Source organism: Streptomyces sp. NPDC004126, from assembly GCF_050275515.1.
Classification (GTDB): Bacteria; Actinomycetota; Actinomycetes; order Streptomycetales; family Streptomycetaceae; genus Streptomyces.
Genome location: NZ_JBNNPF010000057.1, coordinates 24,859 through 48,216, shown reverse-complemented (window position 1 = coordinate 48,216; position 23,358 = coordinate 24,859). Strand labels below are relative to the sequence as shown.

The window sequence follows — 23,358 nt, the reverse complement described above, 5'->3', positions numbered from 1 at the left end:
GGCTGCTCCGTTCGGCGGCGGACAGATTGCTGGGAGTCGACCCCGCAGCCTGGCCGGCGTTTGAGGCGACGGGTCCGGGCAGCGCCCGGGGAACGGAGGAAGGGTGGGTAGGGGACCTCGCCCCGCGCAGCGGCCCAACCACCCGCACCCGACCCACCGGCCCCAGCCACCCGAACCGGCCCCGCCCCGCACCCGACGGCCGGAGGCCGGCGCAGCGCCGCGAAGCCGGGGAGGCCGCCCGCGGCCGAGCCGCGCGAGCGGCGCGTCAAAAAGGGGCGGCTAAAAGCCGTGGCGGGAGCCGCCGTCCACCGGGAGCATCACGCCCGTGAGGTACGACGCCGCCGGGGACAGGAGGAACGCCGCCGTGCGGCCGAACTCCTCCGGGGTGCCGTAGCGCCGCAGCGGGATGCGGGACTCGTTGCCCGCGCGGGCCGCGTCCGAGTCGCCGGACAGCGCGTCCAGCTCTCGCACCCGGTCCGTGTCGATCCGCGCCGGCAGCAGCCCGACCACGCGGATCCCCCGCGGCCCCAGGTCCACCGACAGGGACTTGGCGAAGCCCGCGAGCCCCGGCCGCAGGCCGTTCGAGATGGTCAGGCCCTGGATCGGCTCGTGCACAGAGCCCGACAGCACGAAGCCGATGACCCCGCCCTCGCCCAGTTCGGCCGCTGCCGTCCGGGCGAGACGGACCGCGCCCAGGAAGACGGTGTCGAACGCCGCCGCCCACTGCTCGTCGGTGTTGTCCGCCCCCAGGCCCGGCGGGGGGCCGCCGACGCTGATGAGGATGCCGTCGAAGCGGCCGAAGCGCTCCCGTGCGGTGGCCACCAGCCGTGCGGCCGCGTCCGGGTCGGAGTTGTCGGCGGCCACGCCCACCGCGTTCGGGCCGAGTTCGGCGGCGGCATCCGCCACCCGCTTCTCGTCCCTGCCCGTCAGCACGACCTTCGCCCCGTCGGCGGTGAGCTCGTGCGCGGAGGCGAAGCCGAGGCCCCGCGTGGCACCGGTGACGACGTAGACGCGGTCCTTCAGTCCAAGATCCATGCGGGACAACCTACGCCGAAGCGGGCTCCGGCGACACGGCCTTGGCCGCCGCGGCCGCCGCCTCCTCGCGGTCGCGCTTCTCCCGCCGCACCAGCACCAGCCATCCCACCGGCACCGCCGATGCGAAGAGCCACCACTGGATCGCGTACGCCATGTGCGCGCCGATCGAGTCGTGGTCGGGCTCCGCCACCATCTCGGGGCTGCCGCCGGCCGGCTCGGGGCCCGTCAGTTCGAGGTAGCCGCCGAGCACCGGCTTGCCCAGGGCGGCCGCCTGCTGTCCGCTGTTGATCAGCATCACCTGGCGGTCGGGCAGGCCCTTGCGGTCCTTGATCCCGCTGCCGCCGCTGGTCTCGTCGGCCTTGAGCCGGCCGGTCACCGTGACCTCGCCCGAGGGCGCGGCCGGCACCGGCGGGTAGGCGCGCGGGTCGTCGCCGCCGGGCACCCAGCCCCGGTTGACCAGGACCACCCGGCCGTCGCCCAGTACCAGCGGCGTCACCACGTGGAAGCCGACCTTGTCGTCGTTCGAGGTGCGCATCCGTACGACGACCTCGTGCGCGGGGTCGTACGTGCCGGTGGCGGTGACGGCACGCCAGTAGTCGGCCCTCGGGACGGTGTGGCCGGGCGAGGTGACCCCGGTCACCGGCACCGGCTTCCCGTACAGGTTCTTCGCGATCAGCTCGTTCTGGGCGACCCGGTGCTCGTGGCGGTGGAACTGCCAGAACCCCAGCTTGATCATCACGGGGATGAGGACGAGGGCGACGAGGGTGAGGGACACCCACTGCCGGGTCAGCACAAAGCGGTACACGCCCACGACGGTACCCCGGGCGACGAGGACCCCGGCGGCCGGGTGGCCTTCCGGGGTCCGGGGAGGGGGGGAGGGGGAACAGAGAGGGGAGCGGGGAAAGGGAAGCGGAGTGGGCGGTCAGACGCGGTCGACGATGCCCACCTTCCCCTCCGCGCGGGCGCAGTGCCCGCCGCAGTACCACTGGCCCTCGACCTCGACGCCCTGCCCGATGATCTGGACCCGGCAGTGCTCGCAGATGGGCGCCATGCGGTGGATGGCGCAGGAGAAGCAGTCGAAGACGTGCACCGCGCCCTGCGCGTGCACCTCGAAGGACATGCCGTAGTCGTTTCCGCAGACCTCGCAACGTGCCATGCGCCGCATGCTGTGCGGGGCGGGCGGACGGAACAAGATCCACCGGGGTGAGTCGCCGCGCCTGCACCCGGCCGGAGCAACGCCCGCTACTTCTCCTCGGCGGCCCCGGCCGCCGCCACGTCACGCAGCAGCTGGGTGAAGGCCGCCTCGTCCACGATCGGGGTGCCGTGCGACTTCGCCCTGACCGTCTTCGAGGTCGAGGAGTCGGGGTCGTTGGTGACGAGCAGGCTGGTGAGCCGGGACACGCTCGTCGCGATGTGCAGGCCCGCCTCCACCGCCCGGTCCTCCAGCAGCTCCCGGTCCACGGAGGTGTCCCCGGAGAAGGCGATCCGCATGCCCTGCTTGAGCGGCTTGCCGTCCTCGAAACGACCCGGGTTCGGGTACGGGCACGGGGGCCGCTTGCGCGAGGCCCGCCAGCTGCCGCCGTTCCCGTACGAGGACTGGTAGCCGACCCGCGGCGTCGCGGGGGAGTCCGACCACTCCGTCAGCGGGCGGCACTCCAGCAGGGGCAGCCGTACGCCGTCCCGCGCGGCCGCGTGCAGGGACGGGCGGAACGCCTCCGCCAGCACCCTGGCGTCGTCGAGCGCGTGGTGGGCGCGCTGCTGGACCACGCCGTAGTGCGCGGCGAGGGACTCCAGCTTGTGGTTGGGCAGCGGGAGGTTCAGCTCCTTCGACAGGGCGATCGTGCACAGCCGCTGCCGGACGGGCGCGGTCACGGAGGCCCGCGCGTACTCCCGGGCGATCATCTGCCAGTCGAAGATGGCGTTGTGCGCGACGAGGACCCGGTCGGAGAGCCGGCCCGCGAACTCCTCGGCGATGTCCTCGAAGAGCGGGGCGTCCTGGAGCATCGCACTGGTCAGGCCGTGGATCCAGGTGGGTCCGGGGTCCCGGCGCGGGTTGACCAGGGTGTACCAGTGGTCCTCCACGTTGCCCTGGGCGTCGAGCCGGTAGACGGCCGCCGAGACTATCCGGTCGTCGCGAGCGAGCCCGGTGGTCTCCACGTCGACGACCGCGTACCCCTGGGGGTACGCGGTCGGCCATTGGGCCTCTGCGGTCGTACGGTCGTCGAGCATGGTCACAGAGGATATCGGCACGGACTGACACCCGTGGCCCGATGCCCCTCGGCCCGGGCCGCCCTCCGGCCCGGTCAGGGCCCCGCCGCCAGCTCCGCCACCAGGTCCGGAGCGCCCACCGAGGCGAAGGATCCGGCCACTTCGGCCGGCCCCGGGAACAGCCGGTACGCCGTCCCCGAGGCGCCCGCCCCGGCGGCGGTGGCGTGCACCGTGGCCAGGAACACCCTGCGGCCCGCGCTCTCTTCGGCGACGGCCGCCCCCGCGTCCGGGGCCGGGCGCCGCTCCTCGGGCTCGCCGAGCGCGGCGACGCGGGAGGCGAATCCGGCCACCGTCTCCGGCTCCCCGGCCCGGTACTTCCACAGTTCCCCGGACCGGATGACGGCCACCTCGCGGGAACGGGCCGCGGCCCGCCACACCGCGAGGTCCCACAGGGTGGTGCGGGTCCCGGAACCGAAGTGCTCCCACACGTCCCGCGCCACGGACGCCAGCCGATCCCCGTGCGAGTCGACGCTCTGGAAGCCCTCCGACGGCGGCAGGTGGACGTCCGTCCACAGGGCCCGGCGGGCGGGCAGGTCGACGGCCATCGGCATGCAGACCCGGGACCCGCCCGCCAGGTCGAAGCGCTGGCGCACGGTCCGCGGGTCGTACGAGGATCCGCGCGGGCCGTCCGCGGGCAGGGCCATGAAGCCCGCGAAGGCGTCCGGCAGTTCGTCGAAGGGGACGTTGTTGTAGCTGAAGACGACCGGGACCGCGTACGCGTCCCCGTGCCCGGCGAGGGCCGCCAGGTCCAGGTCCACGTACTCGGTGGCGCCCTCGGGGGCGGGCGCCGAGGTGAGGTCGCCCGAGTGCACGGCGGCCCCGCCCGGCCCGTACCGCAGCCGGGTGTAGTCGCACAGCCCCGTGTACTTCCAGTCGGCGTCGAAGAACGCGACGGACAGGTCCAGGTCGGTGCGGTTGCCCGCCGGTTCCGTCCAGTGCAGGAACAGCCGCAGCACCTCGCCCTCCGGCAGCCCCTGCGTACTGCCCCGCCCCACGGCGACCAGCGCCCGGGCGGCGTTGCGCTCGCCGAAGGGCACCGTGAGGTCCGCGAGCCCGGCGTCCAGGACCGCGAGGTCGTACGCCTCCCCGCCGGCGGCGGCGAACCGGCGGAGCACCTCCGCCTCCAGCCGGGCCGTGACCGCCCCGACGAGCGGCGCGGGCAGCGGGCCCCGCTCCTCCCACGCCACCTGGGCGCGCGCCACCCGGCCGCGCGGGAAGAACACCCGGCGCCCGCCGAGACGGTCCTCGGCCCGGGTGCGCAGCGCGCCGAGCGCGGACAGCAGCGGGCCCGCGCCCACCCTGGGCAGGCCCCGGTCGAGCGCCCGCTCCAGCTCGGGCAGGAGGTCCGAGCCCGGGTGCAGGCGCAGCAGGTGGTCGAGGCGGCGCACCAGCTCGCCCGGGCGCTCCCCGGCGAGCGCGGCGGCGGCCGCCGCGTCCCCGTCGGCGAGGGCCTGCTCCAGCCGGCCGGCCCAGGTCGCCGGCCGCATCCGGTCACCGTCCACGCGGACGGCGTCCGGGTGCGCGGCGGCGGTCTCCCGCAGCGCCGCGCCGAGCGGGGTGGCGGCGGACGCGGTGGTGCCGCGCAGCACGGCGAAGGCGAGCGCGGCGCGCGGGTGCCGGGCGTGCCGCTCGAAGGGGTGGAGCGGCTCGGCGGCCCGCTTCCAGGCGGTGGGGTGCCGCAGCAGGTCCTCGACCAGGTACTGCGGGGTGAACGAGTCGAGCACCGCGAGGAGTTCCCGGCGCAGCGGCCGTCCGGGGTTCGCGAACCGCGGGAGCGGATACAGGCCCGGGTCCCCGCCGGACAGCACGGCGAGCAGCCGCAGCACGTCGGTGGCGGTGGTCAGCCGGGCGGCGAGCAGCGGCCGTACCGCGTCGGCGGTCCGCCGGTCGAGCAGCAGTGCGCCGAGGACCTGCGCCTTGGTCTCGCGCACCGGGATGTCCTCGGGGAGCCAGCCGAGGCCCGCCGGGGCGGCGGGCAGCAGGAGGTCCAGGTCGGCGCGGTCGTCGGGGGAGAGCGGGGTCTGCCGGGCCAGCAGCGCGCCGACGACGCGGGCGCAGTCGGCCGCCCGGTCGGTGCCGAGCCGCAGCAGCCGCAGCGGCCCGGCCGGGAGGTCCGCAGCCGGGAGGTCCGCGGCCCGGAGGCCGGCAGCCGGGAGGTCCGCGGCCGTGCGGGCGGCGGAGCGGCCGGACTCCTCGCGCTCCGGCCGCAGGAAGGGGTCGGCGGGGTCGACGCGGCGGTTGCAGACGGGGCAGCCGGTGTAGTCGGCGCCGTCCCAGCAGCCGCGGCACACCAGGTGGGCGCAGGGCGCGACGGGGTGCACCGTGCCGGTCTCCCCGCACAGCACGCAGGGCTGCTCGGGTTCCTGGAGCAGCAGGGCGAGGACGCGGCCGACGTACCAGCGCTCGGTGTCGTGCGGGACGGAGAAGGGGAAGCGGCGGAAGAGCGGCTCGTGCACCCGGTCGGCGCCCATCAGCTCGTCGACCAGGGCGAGCAGCCGCAGCCGCTCCTCGGCGAGGTCGGTCGGCGCGAGCTCCGAGAGCGCGGCGTGCAGCTCCGGGGCGAGGGCGTGGCCGCGCTCCAGCAGCTCGCCCTCCAGCGGCCGCACTCCTTCGCGGCCGGGCGACGCGGCGGCCTCGGGCTGGTCGACGTAGACGGTCCCGAGCCGGCGCAGCAGGACGGAATCGATGGCAGACACGGGTGGAACTCCCCCTCCGGGAACGACGAAGCGGGGGCGGAGAGTGGGCGCGCGGGATTCTTGGTAAAGGAGTGAGAAGGATGCGCGCCGGGGAGCCGCCCCCGCGGGACCGATCTGATCACGGGCCCGCGCACCGGGGCAATCCGATTATCTTCCGGGCTCGGTGAGCAGTGCGCTCGCCAGCGCCCGCACCGACAGCAGGAACAGCCGCTCCGGGTCCGCCGGCCGGGCCAGGGCGCGGGCGAGCGCCGGGTCGTCCGGCGCCGTCTCCGGGTCCCACAGCTCGCCCTCGCCCGGCGACTGGGCGGGGGAGCGCTCGCGGTTGCGCTCGACGAGCAGGAAGCCGACGATCTGGAACTGCACGGCGCGCACGGCGTCGGCGGCCCGCGCCCCGCGCAGCCCGGCGGCGTGCACCTCGTCGACCAGCGCCCGCTGCGCGGGCAGGAACATCCGCTCGGTGAGCCCGCGCTCGTGGACCATCGCGATCAGGTGCGGGCGCGCCCGGATCTCGCGCCGCAGGGTCCGCGCCACCGAGACGATCCGCTCGGCCGGGGTACGGCCGGCGGGCCGGACGGCGCCCATCTCCTGGACGGTCCGCTCCACGAGGGCGTCGAGCAGCCGCTCGCGGTTGCCGACGTGCCAGTAGATCGAGGTCACCGCCGTGCCCAGCTCGGCGGCGAGCCCCCGCATGGTCAGGCCCGCCGGACCGTGCCGCCTGACCAGGGCCGCGGCGGCCTCCAGCACCTCCTCGCGGGTCAGCGCGTCTCTCGCCATGGCCCGGGTCCGCCAATCTGTCGCCACGTCAGTTCCGGTCCGTGCAGGGGTCTTTACCCTTCATCGGCAGCGGTGTAACTGTGTTACAGAACCACCCCCGGCCCCCGCCGGGGGGACCCTCGGAAGGGTGGTGCGAGACATGGCACGCATACGGTACGGAGCGCGGACCGAGGCCGAGATCGCGGCGTCGCGCGAGAAGAGCGCCAAACTCCCCGACATCTGGTCCACCGGCGTGGTGGCCGTCTGGGAGACCGACCCCGACGTGGTGGCGGCGGTCCTGCCGCCGCCGCTCAAGCCCGCCGAACGGCCCCTCGTACGGGCCAACATCAGCAAGGTCGACCTGCCCGGCTACCCCCTCGGCGCCGGCTCGGTGGCCGTCGCCGCCCGGCACGGCGGGGTCGAGGGCTGGTACCCGCTCGTCATGCCGATGACCCACGAGCGCGCCCTGACCGGCGGCCGCGAGGTGTTCGGGGAGCCGAAGAAGCTGGGCGAGGTCACCGTCGAGCGCGAGGGACTCGTCGTACGGGCCGCCCTCGCCCGGCACGGGATCGCCTTCGTCGAGGTGCGCGGCGCCGTGGACCGCGAGCTGCCGCTGCCCGAGCCGACGGTGAAGACCGACTTCTACTTCAAGTTCCTCCCGGCGGTCGACGGCTCCGGCCTGGACGGCGACCCCGTCCTCGTGCACTGCACGCGCAACGAGAAGGTCCGCAAACTGGAGCACCTCACCGGTGACGTCGTCCTGCGCGAGTCGATGTACGACCCCGTCGCCGACCTCCCCGTACGCCGCCTCGTGGAACTCACCATCGGCGAGAAGACCACCGACCAGAAGGGCCGGGTCGTCGAACGGGTCAGCGCCCAGGCCCTGCTCCCGTACCTCCACCAGCGCTACGACGACCCCCTCCAGATCCTCGACGGCCCGCCCGAGGGGAGCGTGTGACATGAGGCTCGAACCCGGACAGGTAGCCGTCGTCACCGGTGCCGCGAGCGGCATCGGCCTCGCCATGGCCCGCCGCTTCGCCGCCGAGGGGCTCAAGGTCGTCCTCGCCGACGTGGAGGAGGCCGCCCTGCGCAAGGCCGCCGACGAACTCGCCGCCGACGGCGCCGAGGTCCTCGCCCGGCTCGTCGACGTCAGCGAACGCGACTCCGTGACCTCCCTCGCCGACGCCGCCTACGAGACCTTCGGCGCCGTCCACGTCCTGTGCAACAACGCGGGCGTCGGCTCCGGCGCCGAGGGCCGCATGTGGGAACACGAGCCCAACGACTGGAAGTGGGCCTTCTCCGTCAACGTCTGGGGCGTCTTCCACGGCATCCAGGCCTTCGTCCCCCGCATGATCGCCTCCGGCGCCCCCGGCCACGTCGTCAACACCTCCTCCGGCGACGGCGGCATCGCCCCCCTGCCCACCGCCTCCGTGTACGCCGTCACCAAGGCGGCCGTGGTCACCATGACCGAGTCCCTCTACGCCCACCTGAAGGCCGAGGGCGCCTCCGTCGGCGCCTCCGTCCTCTTCCCCGGACCGCACATGCTGCGCACCGGCCTGTGGGAGTCCCACCGCAACCGGCCCGAGCGCTTCGCGAAGGAGCGGCCGCGCAGGTCCCCGTACCGCAGCCTCGACCAGTACGAGGCCGCGATGAAGCAGGCCGGGCACGAGGTGCGCTTCACCCCGGTCGAGGAGGTCGCCGGGCACGTCGTCGACGGCATCCGCGCCGACCGCTTCTGGATGCTGCCGGCGAGCGAGCACAGCGACCGCCAGATCCGCGCCCGGTCGCAGTCCATGCTCGACCGCGCCAACCCCGCCTACCTGGAGAGCTTCATCCTCGACTGAGGGGACCGCCGTGCCTGACGAGACGTACGAAGACCCGTACCTGATCATCTCCTCCGACTGCCACGCGGGGCTGCCCACCGAGCAGTACCGCCCCTACCTCGACTCCCGCTTCCACCCGCAGTTCGACGAGTTCCTCGGCCAGCGCGACGCCCGCCGCGAGGAGGCGACCCGGCTCGGCGTGCGCAACGAGGCCTTCGCCGAGAAGTGGTTCCACGACCACGAGGAAGGCCTCAAGGGCGGCTGGGACAGCACCCAGCGGCTCAAGGAACTCGACGGCGACGGGGTGGCCGCCGAGGTCGTCTTCCCCGACGCGGACGCCGTCGACAGCCAGACCGCCGCCCCCTTCGGCGTGGGCCTGGGCCTGTCCGGCGACCAGGACCCCGAGCTCGGCATGGCGGGCGCGCAGGCCCACAACCGCTGGCTGGCCGAGTTCGTCGGGCGCAATCCGGAGCGGCACTGCGGTGTCGCCCTGCTGCCCATCACCGGCGAGCCGGCCAAGGTGGTCGCGGAGATCCACCGGGCCAAGGAGTCCGGCCTCGGCGCCCTGATGATCCCCTCCATGTGGGTGGACCGGGAGCCCTACCACGACCGCCGCTACGACCCCGTGTGGGCGGCCGCCGCCGAGACGGCGATGCCGATCGTCACCCACTCCGGGGCCGCGCCCCGCCAGGAGTACGGCGACCACCTGGGCATCTACGTGTCCGAGGTCACCTGGTGGCCGGCCCGCCCGCTGTGGTTCCTGCTCTGGTCCGGGGTCTTCGAACGCCACCCCGGCCTGAAGTTCGGCGTGGCCGAGTCGGGCTGCTGGTGGCTGCCGAACCTGCTGTGGTTCATGGACCGCCTCTACCTCGGCGCCCACGGCGGCAAGAAGCTCTCGCCCTTCTCGGAGCTGAAGCGCCCGCCGAGCGAGTACCTGGACCGGCAGGTGTTCGTCTGCGCGACCAACACCAAGCGCCGGGAACTGGCCCAGCGCTACGAGATCGGCGTGGACAACATCCTGTGGGGCTCGGACTTCCCGCACCCCGAGGGCACCTGGCCCGACACCCGCAACTGGCTGAGGAACACCTTCCACGACATCCCGGTCTCCGAGACCCGCCGGATGCTCGGCCTGGCCGCCGCCGAGGTCTTCGGCTTCGACACGCAGGCACTCGCCCCGATCGCCCGCCGCATCGGCCCCACCCCGGCCGAGCTGGGCCAGAGCCCCGACCAGGCGGCGGTGGAGGCCTCCTGGGCCCGCTCCCGCGAGGTGGGCCGGCACTGGCTCACGGACAACGACTTCCCGGTCCTGGGGGTTTCGTCATGACGGGGACCGAGGACCGCTACACCGTCATCTCGGCGGACTGCCACGCGGGCGCCGACCTGCTCGACTACAGGCCGTACCTGGCCAAGCGCCACCACGAGGCCTTCGACGCCTGGGCCGCCACGTACGTCAACCCGTACGAGGACCTCCTCGCCGACTCGGCCGACCTCAACTGGAACTCGGCCCGGCGCCTCGCCGAACTCGAAGCGGACGGCATCGTCGCCGAAGTCGTCTTCCCGAACACCATCCCGCCGTTCTTCCCCAAGGCCTCGCTGATGGCCCAGCCGCCGACGGCCGAGGAGTACGAGCTGAGGTGGGCCGGCCTCCAGGCGCACAACCGGTGGCTGGCCGACTTCTGCGCGGACGCCCCGGGGCGGCGGGCGGGCGTCGCGCAGATCCTCCTCAACGACGTGGACGCGGCGGTGGCGGAGATCCGCCGCGCCCGCGAGGCGGGCCTGACCGGCGGCATCCTCCTCCCCGGCGTCCCGCCCGGCTCACCCGTCCCCGAGCTGTACTCGGCCGCGTACGACCCGATCTGGGCGGTGTGCGCGGAGCTGGACGTCCCGGTCAACCACCACGGCGGTTCGGCGTCGCCGCCGCTCGGTGACGAACCGGCCGGGCGGGCCGTCTTCATGGTGGAGACCACCTGGTTCTCGCACCGCGCCCTGTGGCACCTGATCTTCGGCGGTGCCTTCCGCCGCCACCCGGACCTCAAGCTGGTCCTGACGGAGCAGGGCTCCGGCTGGATCCCGGGCGTGCTGGAGATGCTGGACTACTACCACGGCCGCCTGGTCGCGGCCTCGTCCACGGCGGAGTCCAAGTTCGGGGCGGGTCTCGCCGACTCGATGGGCAGGGGCCCGAGCGAGGTCTGGCGGGACAACTGCTTCGTGGGCGCCAGCTTCATGCGCCCTCACGAGGTCCCGCTGCGGGAGCGGATCGGCCTGGACAAGATCATGTGGGGCAGCGACTTCCCCCACGACGAGGGCACCACCCCCTTCTCCCGCGAAGGCCTGCGGATCGCGTACGCGGGCCTGCCCCGGGAGGAGGTCGCGGCGATGGTCGGCGGCAACGCGGCCCGCGTGTACGGCTTCGACCGGACCCTGCTGGACGCGCTCGCGGCGAAGCACGGCCCGCTGGTCTCGGAGATCGCCGAGCCCCTGACCCACATCCCCCCGGAGGCCACCAGCCCGGCCTTCGCCCGGGGGGCGTCGGTCCGCGTCTGGTGACGCACGGGTCCCGCCGGGCGGTGCGTCAGAAGTACGCGATCCGCTCCGGCGGGATCCGTTCGACCCCGGTGAAAGCGGTCCGTCGGTCGAGCTCCAGTCGCAGGGAATCCATCCTTGCCAAGGGCGCCAGGTCCACTACCTCGGCAGCCTCGGCGAGGCGCAGACGAGTGAGGCCGGGCAGCTCCCGCAGAGGCTCCAGGCTGCTCCCGAATCCGCAACGCAACAGCATCAGTTCATCCAGCTGTTGATAAGGAAGCAGATGGGCGAGATCGACCGGCGCAGTGAACCGGATCTGCAGCGAGGTCAGCCCGACGAGCGGCCGACGTTCCACGAATTGCGCGTACTGAGCGTCCCCGGCAATAGTGAGGGACGTCAGCGAGCGCCAGCGCTCGATTCCGTCGAGCGAAATGCTCCGGGCCCCCTGCCACAAGGTCAGCTTGGTCAACCCCTCTGCAGCTGGGATGTCGGCTAGGCGCCACTCCTTCGGGCGGAAGCCGATGACCAGGGAGCTGAGCCCGGGAACCCCGCGGAGCGGGGCCAGGGACAGGCCGTCCGGAACGTACCCGACGGCGAGACTGTTCACGGACAACTGCTCGATCGGCTCGATGTCGTGAAGCTTCGGGCAGTCGAACATGCCGAGGTGACGCAGTGAGTGGTGCCCTGTCAGCGCGGAGAGATCCCGTAGCTCCGCATTGCCCTGGAGCACCAACCACTCCAAATCCCGTCGTTCGCTGATCACCGACGGGATGGGACCGGACCAGCTGAGGTGCACTCGGCGGATGTGTGGAAGTCCTGCGTACGCGGCCAACTGCTCCGGAGTGCGGATGTGCAGGTGTGCCATGCCCAGGCTGGTGCCGGCCAGTACGGCCTCCGCGTAGACGGTTGTGTCGAAGCGCCCCCAGGCCTCCGAAAGCTCGTGCCCCACCTCGTACCGATGGTCCTGCCCGAACCGGGCGATCGTCTGAAGGGCCCGGTCGCCGCCCACAAGGGCAGCCGTCCGGACGCTGGCCGCGGCTGCTTCCTCGCTCAGGCCGTCCGGATCCGGTAAGAGTTCCAACACCATCTCGCCAGCCTCGGCCAATTCCTCCGCCTGATCCGGCCCGCGTGGAGGCAGCAGGTCCGCGGTCCGTGCCTGCACTTCACTCAGCACCTCGGGGTCCAGCTCTGGTGCGTGCTCCAGGCATGCCGCAGCCAGCAGCACCAAGCGGTTTCGGTAGCTCTTGACCTTCTCGGCGCGACGGAGCAACTGGCGCAACAGGCGGGAGCGTTCGTCCGGGCGCGCATGGCCCACGGCCATGCGGACCACATCGTCCCAGGCATCCTCGTGCGCGTGGCGCACCAGAACGCCGAAGTCACGGGCTTCCACCGCGGCCTTGGCGCCGAGGTAGTCCTGGAAGGTCCGGTGTACGAACTGCACCGAACCGGGTACGGGCTCGATCAGCAGACCGCTGCGGATCAGCAGGTGGTTGAAGACCTGCTGGGCGCTGCTGCCCTGGGCGCGCACCTGAGGCATGGCGTCGAGGCACTCGTCGATCATGGCCACGGCCTCGTCGCGGTCCGCTTCCAGGTGTTCGTTGCGGATCAGCCAGTAGGCGAGCTTCTGGAGTAGCAGCGTTTGTTCATCGCGTGACAGGTATACGCCTTCGACCCCGGTGATCTCACGCTCGGTGTCGCGGCGGACGAGGAGCATGTCGAGCGCGGCGTCGTACAGCTCCTTCCGTGCGCGTGGAAGGTGCATGTGGCGGTCTCGGTTGAGCGCGCACAGAAGAGCGCACATCAATGGATTGGTGGCCAGTCGTTCGAGGTCACGGCGTGAGCTCACGGCCTGCCGGAGGGAGTGTTCATACCGGTCGAGATGGGCCCGCTCCTCGCCGGACCGGCATTCCGAGCGTGCCGCATCGTGCCAGTGGGTGACGAACGTCTGTGTGTCGCGGCGCTCCATCGGCAGGAGAGCCGTCCGTGAAAAGCCGTGGCCCGACAACCAGTCCTCCGGTACTGCCGACGGCCGGGTCGTCACCACGTACCGGGCCTCCGGGTATGCCGCGAGTAGCGCCCAGAGCCACGCCTCTGTCTGGTTGCGCAGGTGCTGGGGCACCTCGTCCACGCCGTCGATGAGAACGAGTGCCCTCCCACTGCGCATGACAGCCGAAGTCCACCCTGTGGGCGCCTCCCCGTGCAGGGGTACGCCTGCGGCTCGCAGGAAGTCCTCTGGCATCGGAGGTGCTTCCTGGGACCTGATGAGGGAACGCAGCCGCAGGACGAAGGGCACGCACAGGTTGAACTCGTCGAGTTCCGGGCCGTAGCTGCGTCGGGCGGCGTTGAGGGCCAGCCATTGGATTAGCGTGCTTTTGCCAGACCCTGCCGGGCCGCGCAGTAGGAAGCGGGTGCCGCCCCGTAGGGCCTGCTTCACGTCAGTCGAAATTCGGTGGGGGTCGACCCCGTCGAGGGCTGATGCCTCGCCGGTCACCGCGAGGCTGATGTAGGCCACATCAAGCGGCCACTCCTGTCGGGAGCGGTCGAGTGTCAGGCCGAAGAGCTGAAGGCGGCCGTGCGTCCGGGCGATGTACTGGGCATACCGTTCCTCGAAGGCGTGCGCGGCCCCGTCCGTACGGGCATGGAGCCGCCCCAGGCGGCGGTTTAGGTCTCCGGTTCGCCGGACGAGTTCTACGTCCGCCCGCGCACCGAACCCGGGCAGAGCCGTGGCATGCTCCATCGCGTGCTCGCAGCACAGGGTTACCAGCCGCCGGTAGAAGGCCTCGGCAGACTCGGACAGGCCAGCGGGCGGAGGAGGCAGGGCTGTCGACAGGGTCGCGGGGTCCATGTCCGCGGCCAATAGGGTGCTCACGTTGATGGAGCCGGGGCCGAGCGCGGCGAAGGCGTCACCCACCGCGTCCAGCGCTGCGCGGCGTTCGTTTTCCGGCAGCTCCGCGCAGGCCTCACGTAGGCGGGTCGCCAAGGTCTCGGACAGGCGGCGGATCTCCGGGGGCCCGAGTTCCGGCGGCGACCTGCGCCAGCGTGGCACCGGGGCGGCCGGGTCAGCCGTTAGGCCCGCTCCCGGGGCCCGTGCCAGGAGGGGTTTCAGCAGAGCCCCCGCCGCTGTGCCCGCCACCCGTAAGAGAACCGTCTCGAACCCCGTCACACACCCTCCCCGATCCGGTCGCCAGTATCCCGGGTACCGCCGGTAACTTCGTCGGATACCGATCGGTAACAACCTCTGGCGGCGGCCCCGGAGGAGCTCTAAGGTGCGGTCATGCCGAACCTGCCCGATGTCGTGCTGTGGTCCATACCCGCCTTCGTGCTGCTCACCGTCATCGAGGTGGTCAGCTACCGGCTCCATCCCGACGAGGACGCCGCCGGCTACGACACCAAGGACGCGGTCACCAGCGTCACCATGGGGATCGGCAGCATCGGCTTCGACCTGCTCTGGAAGATCCCGGTCGTCGCGGTCTTCACCGCCGTCTACGAACTGACCCCGCTGCGGGTGCCGTTCCTGTGGTGGACCGCCCTGCTGATGCTGCTCGTCCAGGACTTCCTCTACTACTGGCAGCACCGGCTCCACCACGTCATCCGCATCCTGTGGGCCTGCCACGTCGTCCACCACAGCAGCCGCAGGTTCAACCTCACCACCGCCCTGCGCCAGCCCTGGACCAGCGCGACCACCTGGTGGTTCTACCTGCCGATGGTCGCCCTCGGCGTGCACCCGGCGGCGATCCCCTTCTGCTACGGCATCAACCTGCTCTACCAGTTCTGGGTGCACACCGAGCGGATCGGCAAGCTCCCGCGGCCCTACGAGTACGTCTTCAACACCCCCTCCCACCACCGCGTCCACCACGCCTCCCAGGGCGGCTACCTGGACCGCAACTTCGGCGGGATCCTGATCGTCTGGGACCGGATGTTCGGATCCTGGGTGGGGGAGACGGAGCGGCCCGTCTACGGGCTGACCAAGAACATCGGCACCCACAACCCGCTGCGCGTCGCCACCCACGAGTACGCCGCCATCGCCCGCGACGTGCGCGCCGCCGACAGCTGGCGCGAGCGCGCCGGGCGGGTGTTCCGGGGGCCGGGCTGGCAGCCCGCCGCCAAGCGCCCCGAAGCAGCGCAGGCCGCGGCCCCCGCCGCCCCCGCCGCGACGGCGCCGGAGCGCGCCGCGTGAGCGCCGCGGGGACCCGTACGCCCTCCTGGGCGCTGCGGCCCGCGGCCGCCGGGCGGGCCGGGCGCGTGCTGCTCGCCGGCTTCGCCGCGGCCGCCGCCGCCGACCTCTGCTCGCTGCTGGCCGGCTGGCACCTCGGGCACGTCCTCGCCAAGCCGCTGCTGATGCCGCTGCTGGTGGCGTACGTGATCACGCGCGGCGCCCCCCGGCTGCTGGTCGCCGCCCTGCTCTTCGGCTGGGGCGGGGACCTCGCGCTGCTCTTCGACGCCGAGCCCGCCTTCCTCGTCGGCATGGGCTCCTTCGCCCTCGGGCACGTCTGCTACCTCGCGCTCTTCGGGCGGGGACGGACGAGCCCCGCGCTCGGGGGCGCGTACGCCCTCGCCCTCGTCGGGACCGTCGCGCTGCTGTGGCCCGACCTGCCGGCGGACCTGCGGATCCCCGTCGCCGGGTACAGCCTGCTGCTCACCGCCATGGCCTACCGCTCCAGCGCCCTCGGGCGCGCCGCGGGCGCCGGCGGGGCGCTGTTCCTGCTCTCCGACACCCTCATCGCGACCGGGGTCGCCGAGTGGCCGCAGCTGCCGCGCCCCGACTTCTGGATCATGGCCACCTACCTCGCGGCCCAGTACCTGCTGGCCGCGGGCGCGATCACGCGCGAGCAGGCGTACGGTAGGGAAGTCATACAAGACTGAACTACTTGATCCGGAGGGCTGCACCACCATGCGCGCCACCGTCATCCACGCCCCGCACGACATCCGCGTGGAGGAGGTGCCCGACGCTGCGATCCAGCGCCCCGAGGACGCCGTCGTCCGCGTCCTGCGCGCCTGCATCTGCGGCAGCGACCTGTGGGCCTACCGCGGCGAGGCCGCGCGCCGGCCCGGCCAGCGGATCGGGCACGAGTTCCTCGGCGTCGTCGAGGAGACCGGCTCCGCCGTCTCCGGCCTGAAGGCCGGGGACCTGGTCGTCGCCCCCTTCATGTGGTCCGACGGCACCTGCGACTACTGCTCCGAGGGCCTGTACACCTCCTGCGTGCACGGCGGCTTCTGGGGCTCGGTCGGCTTCGACGGCGGCCAGGGCGAGGCCGTCCGGGTCCCGCACGCCGACGGCACCCTGGTGAAGCTGCCCGCCGCGGCGGCCTCCGACGACCACCTGCTGACCGGTCTGCTCGCGCTGTCCGACGTCATGGGCACCGGCCACCACGCCGCCCTGGGCGCGGGCGTCCGCGCGGGCTCCACCGTCGCCGTCGTCGGCGACGGCGCGGTCGGCCTGTGCGGCGTCCTCGCGGCCAAGCGGCTCGGCGCCGAGCGGATCATCGCGCTCGGCCGGCACAGCGCCCGTACGGACATCGCCAAGCTCTTCGGGGCCACCGACGTGGTCGCCGAGCGCGGGGAGGCCGCCGAGGCCGCCGTCCGCGAGCTGACCGGCGGCCAGGGCGCGCACGCCGTCATCGAGGCGGTCGGCACCGAGCAGTCCATGCGGACCGCCGTGAACATCACCCGCGACGGCGGCGCCATCGGCTACGTCGGCGTCCCGCACGGCAGCGGCACCGGCCTCGACCTCGGCGTGATGTTCGACCGCAACATCACCCTGCGCGGCGGCGTGGCCCCGGTCCGGGCCTACATCCCCGAGCTGCTGGAGGACGTGCTGAGCGGCGCGATCGACCCGGCCCCCGTCTTCGACCGGGCCGTCTCCCTGGACGAGGTCCCGGACGGCTACCGCGCGATGGACGACCGCAGCGCGCTGAAGGTCCTGATCAAGCCCTGACCCGGGCGGCGCACGCGCGAGGGCCGGGCGGGGGAGCACCCCGCCCGGCCCTCGCGCGTTCACGCGTGCGGTACGGCCGTTCCCGCTACTGGACGGCCTTCAGCGCGTCCACCACGCCGGAGCCGTAGTACGCCGTCTGGCCCCACTTGGCGGTGCAGGTGGTGGCGTTGACCAGGTTGCCGGTGGCGTCGTAGATCTTCTCCGGGCAGGCGACCTTCGTGGCCTGGGCCTTCAGCATGGCCTGGAGCTGCGAGGGCGTGGCCGTCGGGTGGGCGCTCTTGAGCAGCGCCGCGACGCCCGCGACGTGCGGGCCGGCCATCGAGGTGCCCTGCTTGTAGCCGTAGCCGCCGCCGGGGACGGTCGACAGCACGCGGCCGTTGGCGTCCGGCGTGGCCGGGACCTGCCACTTGTCGCCGCCGGGGGCCGCGACGTCGACGACACCCAGGCCGTAGCTGGAGTAGTACGACTTGAAGCCCTTGTCGCCCGTCGCGCTCACCGTGACCACACCCGGCAGCTGGGTGGGCAGGTCCAGGCAGACCTTCGGGTCGATGGTGCGCGGCACCGGAGTGCTGTCGTTCGGGCTGGTGGTGTCCTCGATCGAGTCCGCCGCCAGGTCGTGGTTGGAGTTGCCGGCCGAGGCGACGCTGAGGACGCCCTTGCGCTCGGCGTACTTGGTGGCCCGGGTGAGGGCCTCCACCAGCGCCTTCTGGTCGTCGTCGTTCTTGCAGGTGTAGTTCCACGGGTCGACGTAGTAGCTGTTGTTGGTCACCTCGATCCCCTTCTCGGCGGCGAACATGAAGCCGCAGACGACCGCCTCGGTGTAGAAGAGGCTGGTCCCGGGCTCGCTCACCTTGATGCCGGCGACCTTCGCGCCCGGCGCGACACCGCTGACGCCGATCCCGTTGCGGGCGGCGGCTATGGTGCCGGCGACGTGGGTGCCGTGGTCACTGCCGTTGGGGTACGGGCGCCACGCCCCGTCGGTGGTGTCGGCGACACCGCCGACACAGTTGGCCGACTGCTCCTTGGAGAAGTTGGGGGCCAAGTCGGGGTGAGTGTCGTCGACACCCGTGTCGATGACGCCCACGGTGACGTCGGGGCTGCCATCGTTGATCTTGTGCGCCGCGTCGGCCTTGATAGCCCGCAGGTCCCACTGGTTGGACTCCAGGGGCTCCTGGCCCGGCTCGGCCTGCGCCGCCGCCTTCGCGGCGTCGGCCGCGCTCAGCGTCTGGGTCGTGCCCTCCTCGGTGGTCTGCACCGCCTTCAGTGCGGTCGTACGGGTGGCGCCGACCGACGCGAAGAGGCCGCGCTGCGCCCGCAGCTGCTTGGCGAAGTCCGGGTTCTCGGAGTGCGCGACGATGACCCCGATCTGCTCGTGGGTCACCACGACCGTCCCGCCGGCCCGCTCGATGGCCTTCTTCGCCGCCGTCGCCGTGGCGTACACGTTCAGGTTCGCCACGTAGGACAGCTTCGGGCCGGTGGCGGCGGGCTTCGCGGCCGTCACCGAGTCCGCCGTGTTGCCCAGCGGGGCGGCCGAGGCGGCCACCGAGGGCAGGAAGGCGAGCGAGGCAGTGAGCGCCAGGCCGACCGGTACGGCGAGGGCTCGCCGGCGGCCGTGTCCCAGATGAGCCATGGGATCTCCACATCATCCGTGAAAAAGCCGTCCGCACGCGGTCGCGTCGGACGGGTTCATGACACGCGAACCTAGCGCTGACGTTCCTGTTTGCGCCATCAGTTCGAGAAAGAAGTTCTCAAAGAATCAGCGGGTGTTGAACCGTCCCGACACGCCGGCCGTGCCGTTGACAGGGGGGATCAGCACCACCGTCCCCCCACACGGAGGTTGTTTTGTCCGTCGTCCCCACCGCACCCGCGTCACAAGGAGAACCCCCCGTGACCACCGAAGCAGCGCCGCCGCCGGCCGGCGCGGGACCGGCCCCGGCACTCCCGTCGGCCGAAGAGTTCACGCGCGTCCAGCAGAGCCCCGAATTCGCCGAACTGCGCGGCTCCTACCGGTCCTTCGCCTTCCCGCTCACCGTGGCCTTCATCGCCTGGTACCTGCTCTACGTCCTGCTGTCCAGCTACGCGGGCGGCTTCATGGGGACCAAGCTCTTCGGCAACATCAACGTCGCCCTGGTCCTCGGCGTCGCCCAGTTCCTGACGACCTTCCTGATCGCCTGGCTCTACTCGCGGCACGCCGCCGCCGAGCTCGACCCCAAGGCCGAGGCCATCAAGAAGCGCATGGAGGCCGGAGCATGACACCGAGCACGAGCACCGTCCCCGCGCTGACGGCCGCGGCCGGGGCGAGCGAGCACCGCCCGCTGATCATCACCCTCTTCGGGCTGTTCGTCGTCGCCACCCTGATCATCACCGTCTGGGCCGGCCGCCAGACCAAGGACGCCGCCGACTTCTACGCCGGCGGCCGCCAGTTCACCGGGTTCCAGAACGGCCTCGCCATCTCCGGCGACTACATGTCCGCCGCGTCCTTCCTCGGCATCGCCGGAGCCATCGCCCTCTTCGGCTACGACGGCTTCCTCTACTCCATCGGCTTCCTCGTCGCCTGGCTGGTGGCCCTGCTGCTGGTCGCCGAGCCGCTGCGCAACTCCGGCCGCTACACGATGGGCGACGTCCTCGCCTACCGGATGCGCCAGCGGCCCGTCCGCACCGCCGCCGGCACCTCCACCATCGTGGTCTCGATCTTCTACCTGCTCGCCCAGATGGCCGGCGCCGGCGTGCTCGTCTCGCTGCTCCTCGGCATCACCAGCGACGGCGGCAAGGTCGCCGTCGTCGCCCTGGTCGGCCTGCTGATGATCGTCTACGTCACCATCGGCGGCATGAAGGGCACCACCTGGGTCCAGATGGTCAAGGCCGTCCTGCTCATCGCGGGCGCCCTGCTGATCACCTTCCTGGTGCTGCTGAAGTTCGACTTCAACATCTCCGCCCTGCTGGGCCAGGCCGCGGAGAACAGCGGCCAGGGCACCAAGTTCCTGGAGCCCGGGCTCAAGTACGGCAAGGACGGGCTCACCAAGCTCGACTTCATCTCCCTCGGCCTCGCCCTGGTCCTCGGCACCGCCGGCCTGCCGCACATCCTGATCCGCTTCTACACCGTCCCCACGGCCAAGGCCGCCCGCAAGTCCGTCAACTGGGCCATCGGCATCATCGGCGCCTTCTACCTGATGACCATCGCCCTGGGCTTCGGCGCCGCGGCCCTGCTCAAGCGGGCCGACATCCTGGCCTCCAACAAGGCCGGCAACACCGCCGCACCGCTCCTCGCCCAGGAGATCGGCGGCGGCCCCGACTCCACCGGCGGCGCCGTCCTGCTCGCGGTGATCTCCGCGGTGGCCTTCGCCACCATCCTCGCCGTGGTCGCGGGCCTGACCCTGGCCTCCTCCTCTTCCTTCGCGCACGACATCTACGTGAACGTCATCCGCAAGGGACAGGCCACCGAGAAGGAGGAGGTGCGCGCCGCCCGCTGGTCCACCGTGGTCATCGGCGCCGTCGCGATCTTCCTCGGGGCCCTCGCCCGCGACATGAACGTGGCCGGCCTGGTCGCCCTCGCCTTCGCGGTCGCCGCCTCCGCGAACCTCCCGACGATCCTCTACAGCCTCTTCTGGAAGCGCTTCACCACCCGGGGCGCGCTGTGGTCGATCTACGGAGGGCTGATCTCGGCGGTCGGGCTCGTCCTCTTCTCGCCCGTCGTCTCCGGCAAGCCCACCTCGATGTTCAAGGACGCCGACTTCTACTGGTTCCCGCTGGAGAACCCGGGGATCATCTCCATCCCCCTCGGCTTCCTCCTGGGGTGGCTGGGAACGGTCCTGTCCAAGGAAGAGGCCGATCCGCAGAAGTTCGCCGAGCTGGAGGTGCGCTCCCTCACCGGCACCGGGGCCCACTGACAGCGGCTCCCCGAAACCGTACGAACACCGTGCGTGGCCGCGTCGTACTTCCATACGACGCGGCCGCGTTACGTATCGTTCATTCGGGCATCCCTCCACGACACGCGGGTCGCGTACGCTCGAACTGAAGAAACCTCTAGATCCGGACAGGGGAGGGGGCCCACAGTGCTTCTCGACACGTACGGCCGCGTGGCCACTGACCTGCGCGTCTCACTCACCGACCGGTGCAACCTGCGGTGTACCTACTGCATGCCCGAGGAGGGCCTGCAGTGGCTGGGAAAGTCCGATCTGCTCAGTGACGACGAGATCGTCCGGCTGATCCGCATCGCCGTGACCAGCCTCGGCATCACCGAGGTCCGCTTCACCGGCGGCGAGCCGCTGCTGCGGCCCGGCCTGGTCGGCATCGTGGAGCAGTGCGCGGCCCTGGAGCCCCGCCCCAAGATGTCGCTGACCACCAACGGCATCGGCCTCAAGCGCACCGCCCAGGCCCTCAAGGCCGCCGGCCTGGACAGGGTGAACGTTTCACTCGACACCCTGCGGCCCGAGGTCTTCAAGACCCTCACCCGCCGCGACCGCCACCACGACGTGATCGACGGCATGGCCGCCGCCCGCGAGGCCGGCCTGACCCCCGTCAAGGTCAACGCCGTCCTGATGCCGGGACTCAACGACGACGAGGCGCCCGACCTGCTCGCCTGGGCCGTGGAGAACGAGTACGAACTCCGCTTCATCGAGCAGATGCCCCTGGACGCCCAGCACGGCTGGAAGCGCGACGGCATGATCACCGCCGGGGACATCCTGGAGTCCCTGCGCACCCGCTTCACCCTCACGGAGGAAGGCGCCGAGGAGCGCGGCTCGGCCCCGGCCGAGCGCTGGGTGGTCGACGGCGGCCCGGCCACCGTCGGCGTCATCGCCTCCGTCACCCGCCCGTTCTGCGGAGCCTGCGACCGCACCCGGCTCACGGCCGACGGCCAGGTCCGTACGTGCCTGTTCGCCACCGAGGAGTCGGACCTGCGCTCCGCGCTGCGCTCCGGCGCCCCGGACGAGGAGATCGCCCGCCTGTGGAAGGTGGCGATGTGGGGCAAGAAGGCCGGGTCCGGGCTCGACGACCCGTCCTTCCTGCAGCCCGACCGCCCCATGTCGGCGATCGGCGGCTGACACCCCGGGCGGCGCCCGGGCCGGGCCCCGGTTACGGGCGCTCGCGCTCGGAGCCCTCGGGCTGGACCCACTCGTCCAGCTTCACGACGTCCTTGAGGAAACCGCGGACCCCCAGGAACTGGGAGAGGTGTTCGCGGTGTTCCGCGCACGCCAGCCAGGTCTTGCGCCGCTCGGGCGTGTGCAGTTTCGGGTTGTTCCACGCCAGGACCCAGACGGCCGCGTCGCGGCAGCCCTTGGCGGAGCAGGTGGGGGTTTCGGGAGAAGTCACGGCCCCAACCCTACAAACGGAAGGGCGACGCCGGGCAGCCACGGGGGGAGCTGCCCGGCGTCGGTCCGTCGCTCCGACGGGGGATGCGGAGCGCGTAGGCAGTATGTCACGCACGACCCGGTGCGGTGCACCGGAACTTCATGATTGATCTGAGCTTTTATTGAGGTTTCCCGCGTCCAGTGCCGGGCGCACAGGGGCGGGGATGAAGTTCGACGGCAGATTGGGCGTCGACTCGCGCCCCGCGTTGGCGATGACGACGGCGATGTACGGCAGCAGCAGGCCCGCGGCCAGCGTCACCATGGCCACATGGCGCTCCACGTTCCACAGGACCACCGTGGCGACCACCGACAGGGTCCGGATCCCCATCGAGATGACGTATCTGCGCTGGCGCCCCCGTACGTCCTCGGCGAGGCCCATCCGGGCACCCGTGATCCGGAAGACCTCGGGTCCGTTCCGCTTCGTCCGCTGCATGCTCCACCGCCCGATCCGCCCGCCGGACACTCCCCGGTCCGGACCACTCCACGGTACGCCGCGCGCGCCGGGACGAGGAGAGGGGGTGTACCCCGAACGGGAGTGTCCGAAATGCGTTGTACGCCGGATGGGTCGAAACTGGGCCCACATGCGCACAACGCGCCACGAGGAGGCTCGACATGCAATGGTTGTGGGCGATCATCGTCGGTTTCGTGCTGGGCCTCATAGCCCGGGCCATCCTGCCGGGCAAGCAACACCAGCCCCTGTGGCTCACCACCCTCTTCGGCATCGTCGGCGCCATCCTCGGCAACGCCGTCTCGCGCTGGATCGGCGTCGAGGACACCAGGGGCATCGACTGGACCCGGCACCTGCTGCAACTCGTGGGAGCCGTGGTCATCGTCGGCCTCGGCGACATGATCTACATGTCCATGCGGGGCCGCAAACGCCATACGGCCTGACGGGGAACGACGAAGGGGCCGGCGCGGAATTCCGCGCCGGCCCCACCCTCGTGTTGCGGAGGCCGCAGGCCCCCGGGTCCTCCACC

21 protein-coding genes are annotated in these 23,358 nt (G+C 72.1%); 11 read left to right on the top strand and 10 right to left on the bottom strand.

The annotated features are described in order from the left end of the window. Positions 1-279 precede the first annotated feature (279 nt). The 6 genes from ACQKM2_RS34630 to ACQKM2_RS34605 all read right to left on the bottom strand — a co-directional run bounded on the left by ACQKM2_RS34630 (position 280) and on the right by ACQKM2_RS34605 (position 6,773). The gene (locus ACQKM2_RS34630) at positions 280-1,035 is read right to left on the bottom strand and encodes an SDR family oxidoreductase (RefSeq protein WP_427716906.1); all 756 of its coding nucleotides are present in this window, start codon (positions 1,033-1,035) and stop codon (positions 280-282) included. A gap of 10 nt (positions 1,036-1,045) precedes the next feature. Then, positions 1,046-1,840, bottom strand: a complete 795-nt coding sequence (locus ACQKM2_RS34625) for an SURF1 family protein (protein ID WP_427716905.1) — start codon at positions 1,838-1,840, stop codon at positions 1,046-1,048. Between the two features lie 117 nt (positions 1,841-1,957). Then, positions 1,958-2,191, bottom strand: a complete 234-nt coding sequence (locus tag ACQKM2_RS34620; protein WP_125595359.1) for a hypothetical protein — start codon at positions 2,189-2,191, stop codon at positions 1,958-1,960. An 86-nt stretch (positions 2,192-2,277) separates the two neighbouring features. After that, positions 2,278-3,264, bottom strand: coding sequence for a DEDDh family exonuclease (locus ACQKM2_RS34615; protein ID WP_427716903.1), 987 nt, complete (start codon positions 3,262-3,264; stop codon positions 2,278-2,280). Between the two features lie 74 nt (positions 3,265-3,338). Further along, positions 3,339-5,999 carry an MXAN_6230/SCO0854 family RING domain-containing protein gene (locus ACQKM2_RS34610; RefSeq protein WP_427716902.1) on the bottom strand — a complete coding sequence of 887 codons (2,661 nt, stop codon included), beginning with the start codon at positions 5,997-5,999 and terminating at the stop codon, positions 3,339-3,341. A 147-nt stretch (positions 6,000-6,146) separates the two neighbouring features. Then, positions 6,147-6,773 carry a TetR/AcrR family transcriptional regulator gene (locus ACQKM2_RS34605; protein WP_427716901.1) on the bottom strand — a complete coding sequence of 209 codons (627 nt, stop codon included), beginning with the start codon at positions 6,771-6,773 and terminating at the stop codon, positions 6,147-6,149. A gap of 139 nt (positions 6,774-6,912) precedes the next feature. On the opposite strand from ACQKM2_RS34605, the gene ACQKM2_RS34600 reads away from it, so the two are divergent. Genes ACQKM2_RS34600 through ACQKM2_RS34585 form a run of 4 tightly spaced genes read left to right on the top strand, consistent with a single transcriptional unit; the run spans position 6,913 to position 11,122 of the window. Then, positions 6,913-7,710, top strand: a complete 798-nt coding sequence (locus ACQKM2_RS34600; RefSeq protein WP_125818894.1) for an acetoacetate decarboxylase family protein — start codon at positions 6,913-6,915, stop codon at positions 7,708-7,710. Position 7,711: 1 nt separating this feature from the next. After that, positions 7,712-8,596, top strand: a complete 885-nt coding sequence (locus ACQKM2_RS34595) for an SDR family NAD(P)-dependent oxidoreductase (RefSeq protein WP_427716899.1) — start codon at positions 7,712-7,714, stop codon at positions 8,594-8,596. A 10-nt stretch (positions 8,597-8,606) separates the two neighbouring features. Then, the gene (locus ACQKM2_RS34590; protein ID WP_427716898.1) at positions 8,607-9,899 is read left to right on the top strand and encodes an amidohydrolase family protein; all 1,293 of its coding nucleotides are present in this window, start codon (positions 8,607-8,609) and stop codon (positions 9,897-9,899) included. After that, positions 9,896-11,122 carry an amidohydrolase family protein gene (locus ACQKM2_RS34585; RefSeq protein WP_427716896.1) on the top strand — a complete coding sequence of 409 codons (1,227 nt, stop codon included), beginning with the start codon at positions 9,896-9,898 and terminating at the stop codon, positions 11,120-11,122. Before ACQKM2_RS34590 ends, ACQKM2_RS34585 begins: the two co-directional genes overlap by 4 nt. A gap of 25 nt (positions 11,123-11,147) precedes the next feature. Here ACQKM2_RS34585 and ACQKM2_RS34580 read toward each other — a convergent pair whose 3' ends face one another. Beyond that, the gene (locus ACQKM2_RS34580) at positions 11,148-14,261 is read right to left on the bottom strand and encodes an NACHT domain-containing protein (RefSeq protein WP_427716895.1); all 3,114 of its coding nucleotides are present in this window, start codon (positions 14,259-14,261) and stop codon (positions 11,148-11,150) included. 111 nt (positions 14,262-14,372) lie between these two features. On the opposite strand from ACQKM2_RS34580, the gene ACQKM2_RS34575 reads away from it, so the two are divergent. The 3 genes from ACQKM2_RS34575 to ACQKM2_RS34565 are packed head-to-tail and all read left to right on the top strand — an operon-like array spanning position 14,373 to position 17,033. Beyond that, positions 14,373-15,275, top strand: a complete 903-nt coding sequence (locus ACQKM2_RS34575; RefSeq protein WP_427716894.1) for a sterol desaturase family protein — start codon at positions 14,373-14,375, stop codon at positions 15,273-15,275. Beyond that, on the top strand, positions 15,272-15,961 hold the full coding sequence (locus ACQKM2_RS34570) for a lysoplasmalogenase (protein WP_427716893.1): 690 nt from the start codon (positions 15,272-15,274) through the stop codon (positions 15,959-15,961). Before ACQKM2_RS34575 ends, ACQKM2_RS34570 begins: the two co-directional genes overlap by 4 nt. Positions 15,962-15,989: 28 nt before the next feature. Next, positions 15,990-17,033 carry a zinc-dependent alcohol dehydrogenase family protein gene (locus ACQKM2_RS34565; RefSeq protein WP_427716892.1) on the top strand — a complete coding sequence of 348 codons (1,044 nt, stop codon included), beginning with the start codon at positions 15,990-15,992 and terminating at the stop codon, positions 17,031-17,033. Positions 17,034-17,118: 85 nt separating this feature from the next. Here the strand turns inward: ACQKM2_RS34565 and ACQKM2_RS34560 are convergent, their stop codons facing one another. Next, positions 17,119-18,663 carry a S8 family peptidase gene (locus ACQKM2_RS34560; protein ID WP_427716891.1) on the bottom strand — a complete coding sequence of 515 codons (1,545 nt, stop codon included), beginning with the start codon at positions 18,661-18,663 and terminating at the stop codon, positions 17,119-17,121. 257 nt (positions 18,664-18,920) lie between these two features. Here ACQKM2_RS34560 and ACQKM2_RS34555 point away from each other — a divergent pair, with 257 nt between their 5' ends. The 3 genes from ACQKM2_RS34555 to moaA all read left to right on the top strand — a co-directional run bounded on the left by ACQKM2_RS34555 (position 18,921) and on the right by moaA (position 22,075). Continuing rightward, a complete protein-coding gene (locus tag ACQKM2_RS34555) occupies positions 18,921-19,286 on the top strand; it encodes a DUF485 domain-containing protein (RefSeq protein WP_427716889.1) in 366 nt (121 codons plus the stop codon). After that, entirely contained in the window at positions 19,283-20,920 is a 1,638-nt protein-coding gene (locus ACQKM2_RS34550; protein ID WP_427716887.1) for a solute symporter family protein, read from the top strand. Before ACQKM2_RS34555 ends, ACQKM2_RS34550 begins: the two co-directional genes overlap by 4 nt. 165 nt (positions 20,921-21,085) lie before the next feature. Further along, positions 21,086-22,075: a GTP 3',8-cyclase MoaA gene (gene moaA / locus ACQKM2_RS34545; RefSeq protein WP_427716886.1), complete on the top strand. Its 990-nt coding sequence runs from the start codon at positions 21,086-21,088 to the stop codon at positions 22,073-22,075. Positions 22,076-22,106: 31 nt separating this feature from the next. Here moaA and ACQKM2_RS34540 read toward each other — a convergent pair whose 3' ends face one another. Both ACQKM2_RS34540 and ACQKM2_RS34535 read right to left on the bottom strand, forming a co-directional pair. Next, a complete protein-coding gene (locus ACQKM2_RS34540; protein WP_007263363.1) occupies positions 22,107-22,343 on the bottom strand; it encodes a hypothetical protein in 237 nt (78 codons plus the stop codon). 138 nt (positions 22,344-22,481) lie between these two features. Further along, positions 22,482-22,814, bottom strand: coding sequence for a DUF3099 domain-containing protein (locus tag ACQKM2_RS34535; protein WP_125819333.1), 333 nt, complete (start codon positions 22,812-22,814; stop codon positions 22,482-22,484). Positions 22,815-22,993: 179 nt separating this feature from the next. Here ACQKM2_RS34535 and ACQKM2_RS34530 point away from each other — a divergent pair, with 179 nt between their 5' ends. After that, positions 22,994-23,272: a GlsB/YeaQ/YmgE family stress response membrane protein gene (locus ACQKM2_RS34530; protein ID WP_427716884.1), complete on the top strand. Its 279-nt coding sequence runs from the start codon at positions 22,994-22,996 to the stop codon at positions 23,270-23,272. Positions 23,273-23,358 lie beyond the last annotated feature (86 nt).

Bases quoted from the DNA above. Each gene is read 5' to 3' on its own strand.
- ACQKM2_RS34565 (WP_427716892.1), top strand. From the start codon at position 15,990: ATGCGCGCCACCGTCATCCACGCCCCGCACGACATCCGCGTGGAGGAG.
- ACQKM2_RS34605 (WP_427716901.1), bottom strand. From the start codon at position 6,773: ATGGCGAGAGACGCGCTGACCCGCGAGGAGGTGCTGGAGGCCGCCGCG.
- ACQKM2_RS34535 (WP_125819333.1), bottom strand. From the start codon at position 22,814: ATGCAGCGGACGAAGCGGAACGGACCCGAGGTCTTCCGGATCACGGGT.
- ACQKM2_RS34550 (WP_427716887.1), top strand. From the start codon at position 19,283: ATGACACCGAGCACGAGCACCGTCCCCGCGCTGACGGCCGCGGCCGGG.
- ACQKM2_RS34630 (WP_427716906.1), bottom strand. From the start codon at position 1,035: ATGGATCTTGGACTGAAGGACCGCGTCTACGTCGTCACCGGTGCCACG.
- ACQKM2_RS34560 (WP_427716891.1), bottom strand. From the start codon at position 18,663: ATGGCTCATCTGGGACACGGCCGCCGGCGAGCCCTCGCCGTACCGGTC.
- ACQKM2_RS34600 (WP_125818894.1), top strand. From the start codon at position 6,913: ATGGCACGCATACGGTACGGAGCGCGGACCGAGGCCGAGATCGCGGCG.
- ACQKM2_RS34585 (WP_427716896.1), top strand. From the start codon at position 9,896: ATGACGGGGACCGAGGACCGCTACACCGTCATCTCGGCGGACTGCCAC.
- ACQKM2_RS34615 (WP_427716903.1), bottom strand. From the start codon at position 3,264: ATGCTCGACGACCGTACGACCGCAGAGGCCCAATGGCCGACCGCGTAC.
- ACQKM2_RS34595 (WP_427716899.1), top strand. From the start codon at position 7,712: ATGAGGCTCGAACCCGGACAGGTAGCCGTCGTCACCGGTGCCGCGAGC.
- ACQKM2_RS34620 (WP_125595359.1), bottom strand. From the start codon at position 2,191: ATGGCACGTTGCGAGGTCTGCGGAAACGACTACGGCATGTCCTTCGAG.
- ACQKM2_RS34575 (WP_427716894.1), top strand. From the start codon at position 14,373: ATGCCGAACCTGCCCGATGTCGTGCTGTGGTCCATACCCGCCTTCGTG.
- ACQKM2_RS34530 (WP_427716884.1), top strand. From the start codon at position 22,994: ATGCAATGGTTGTGGGCGATCATCGTCGGTTTCGTGCTGGGCCTCATA.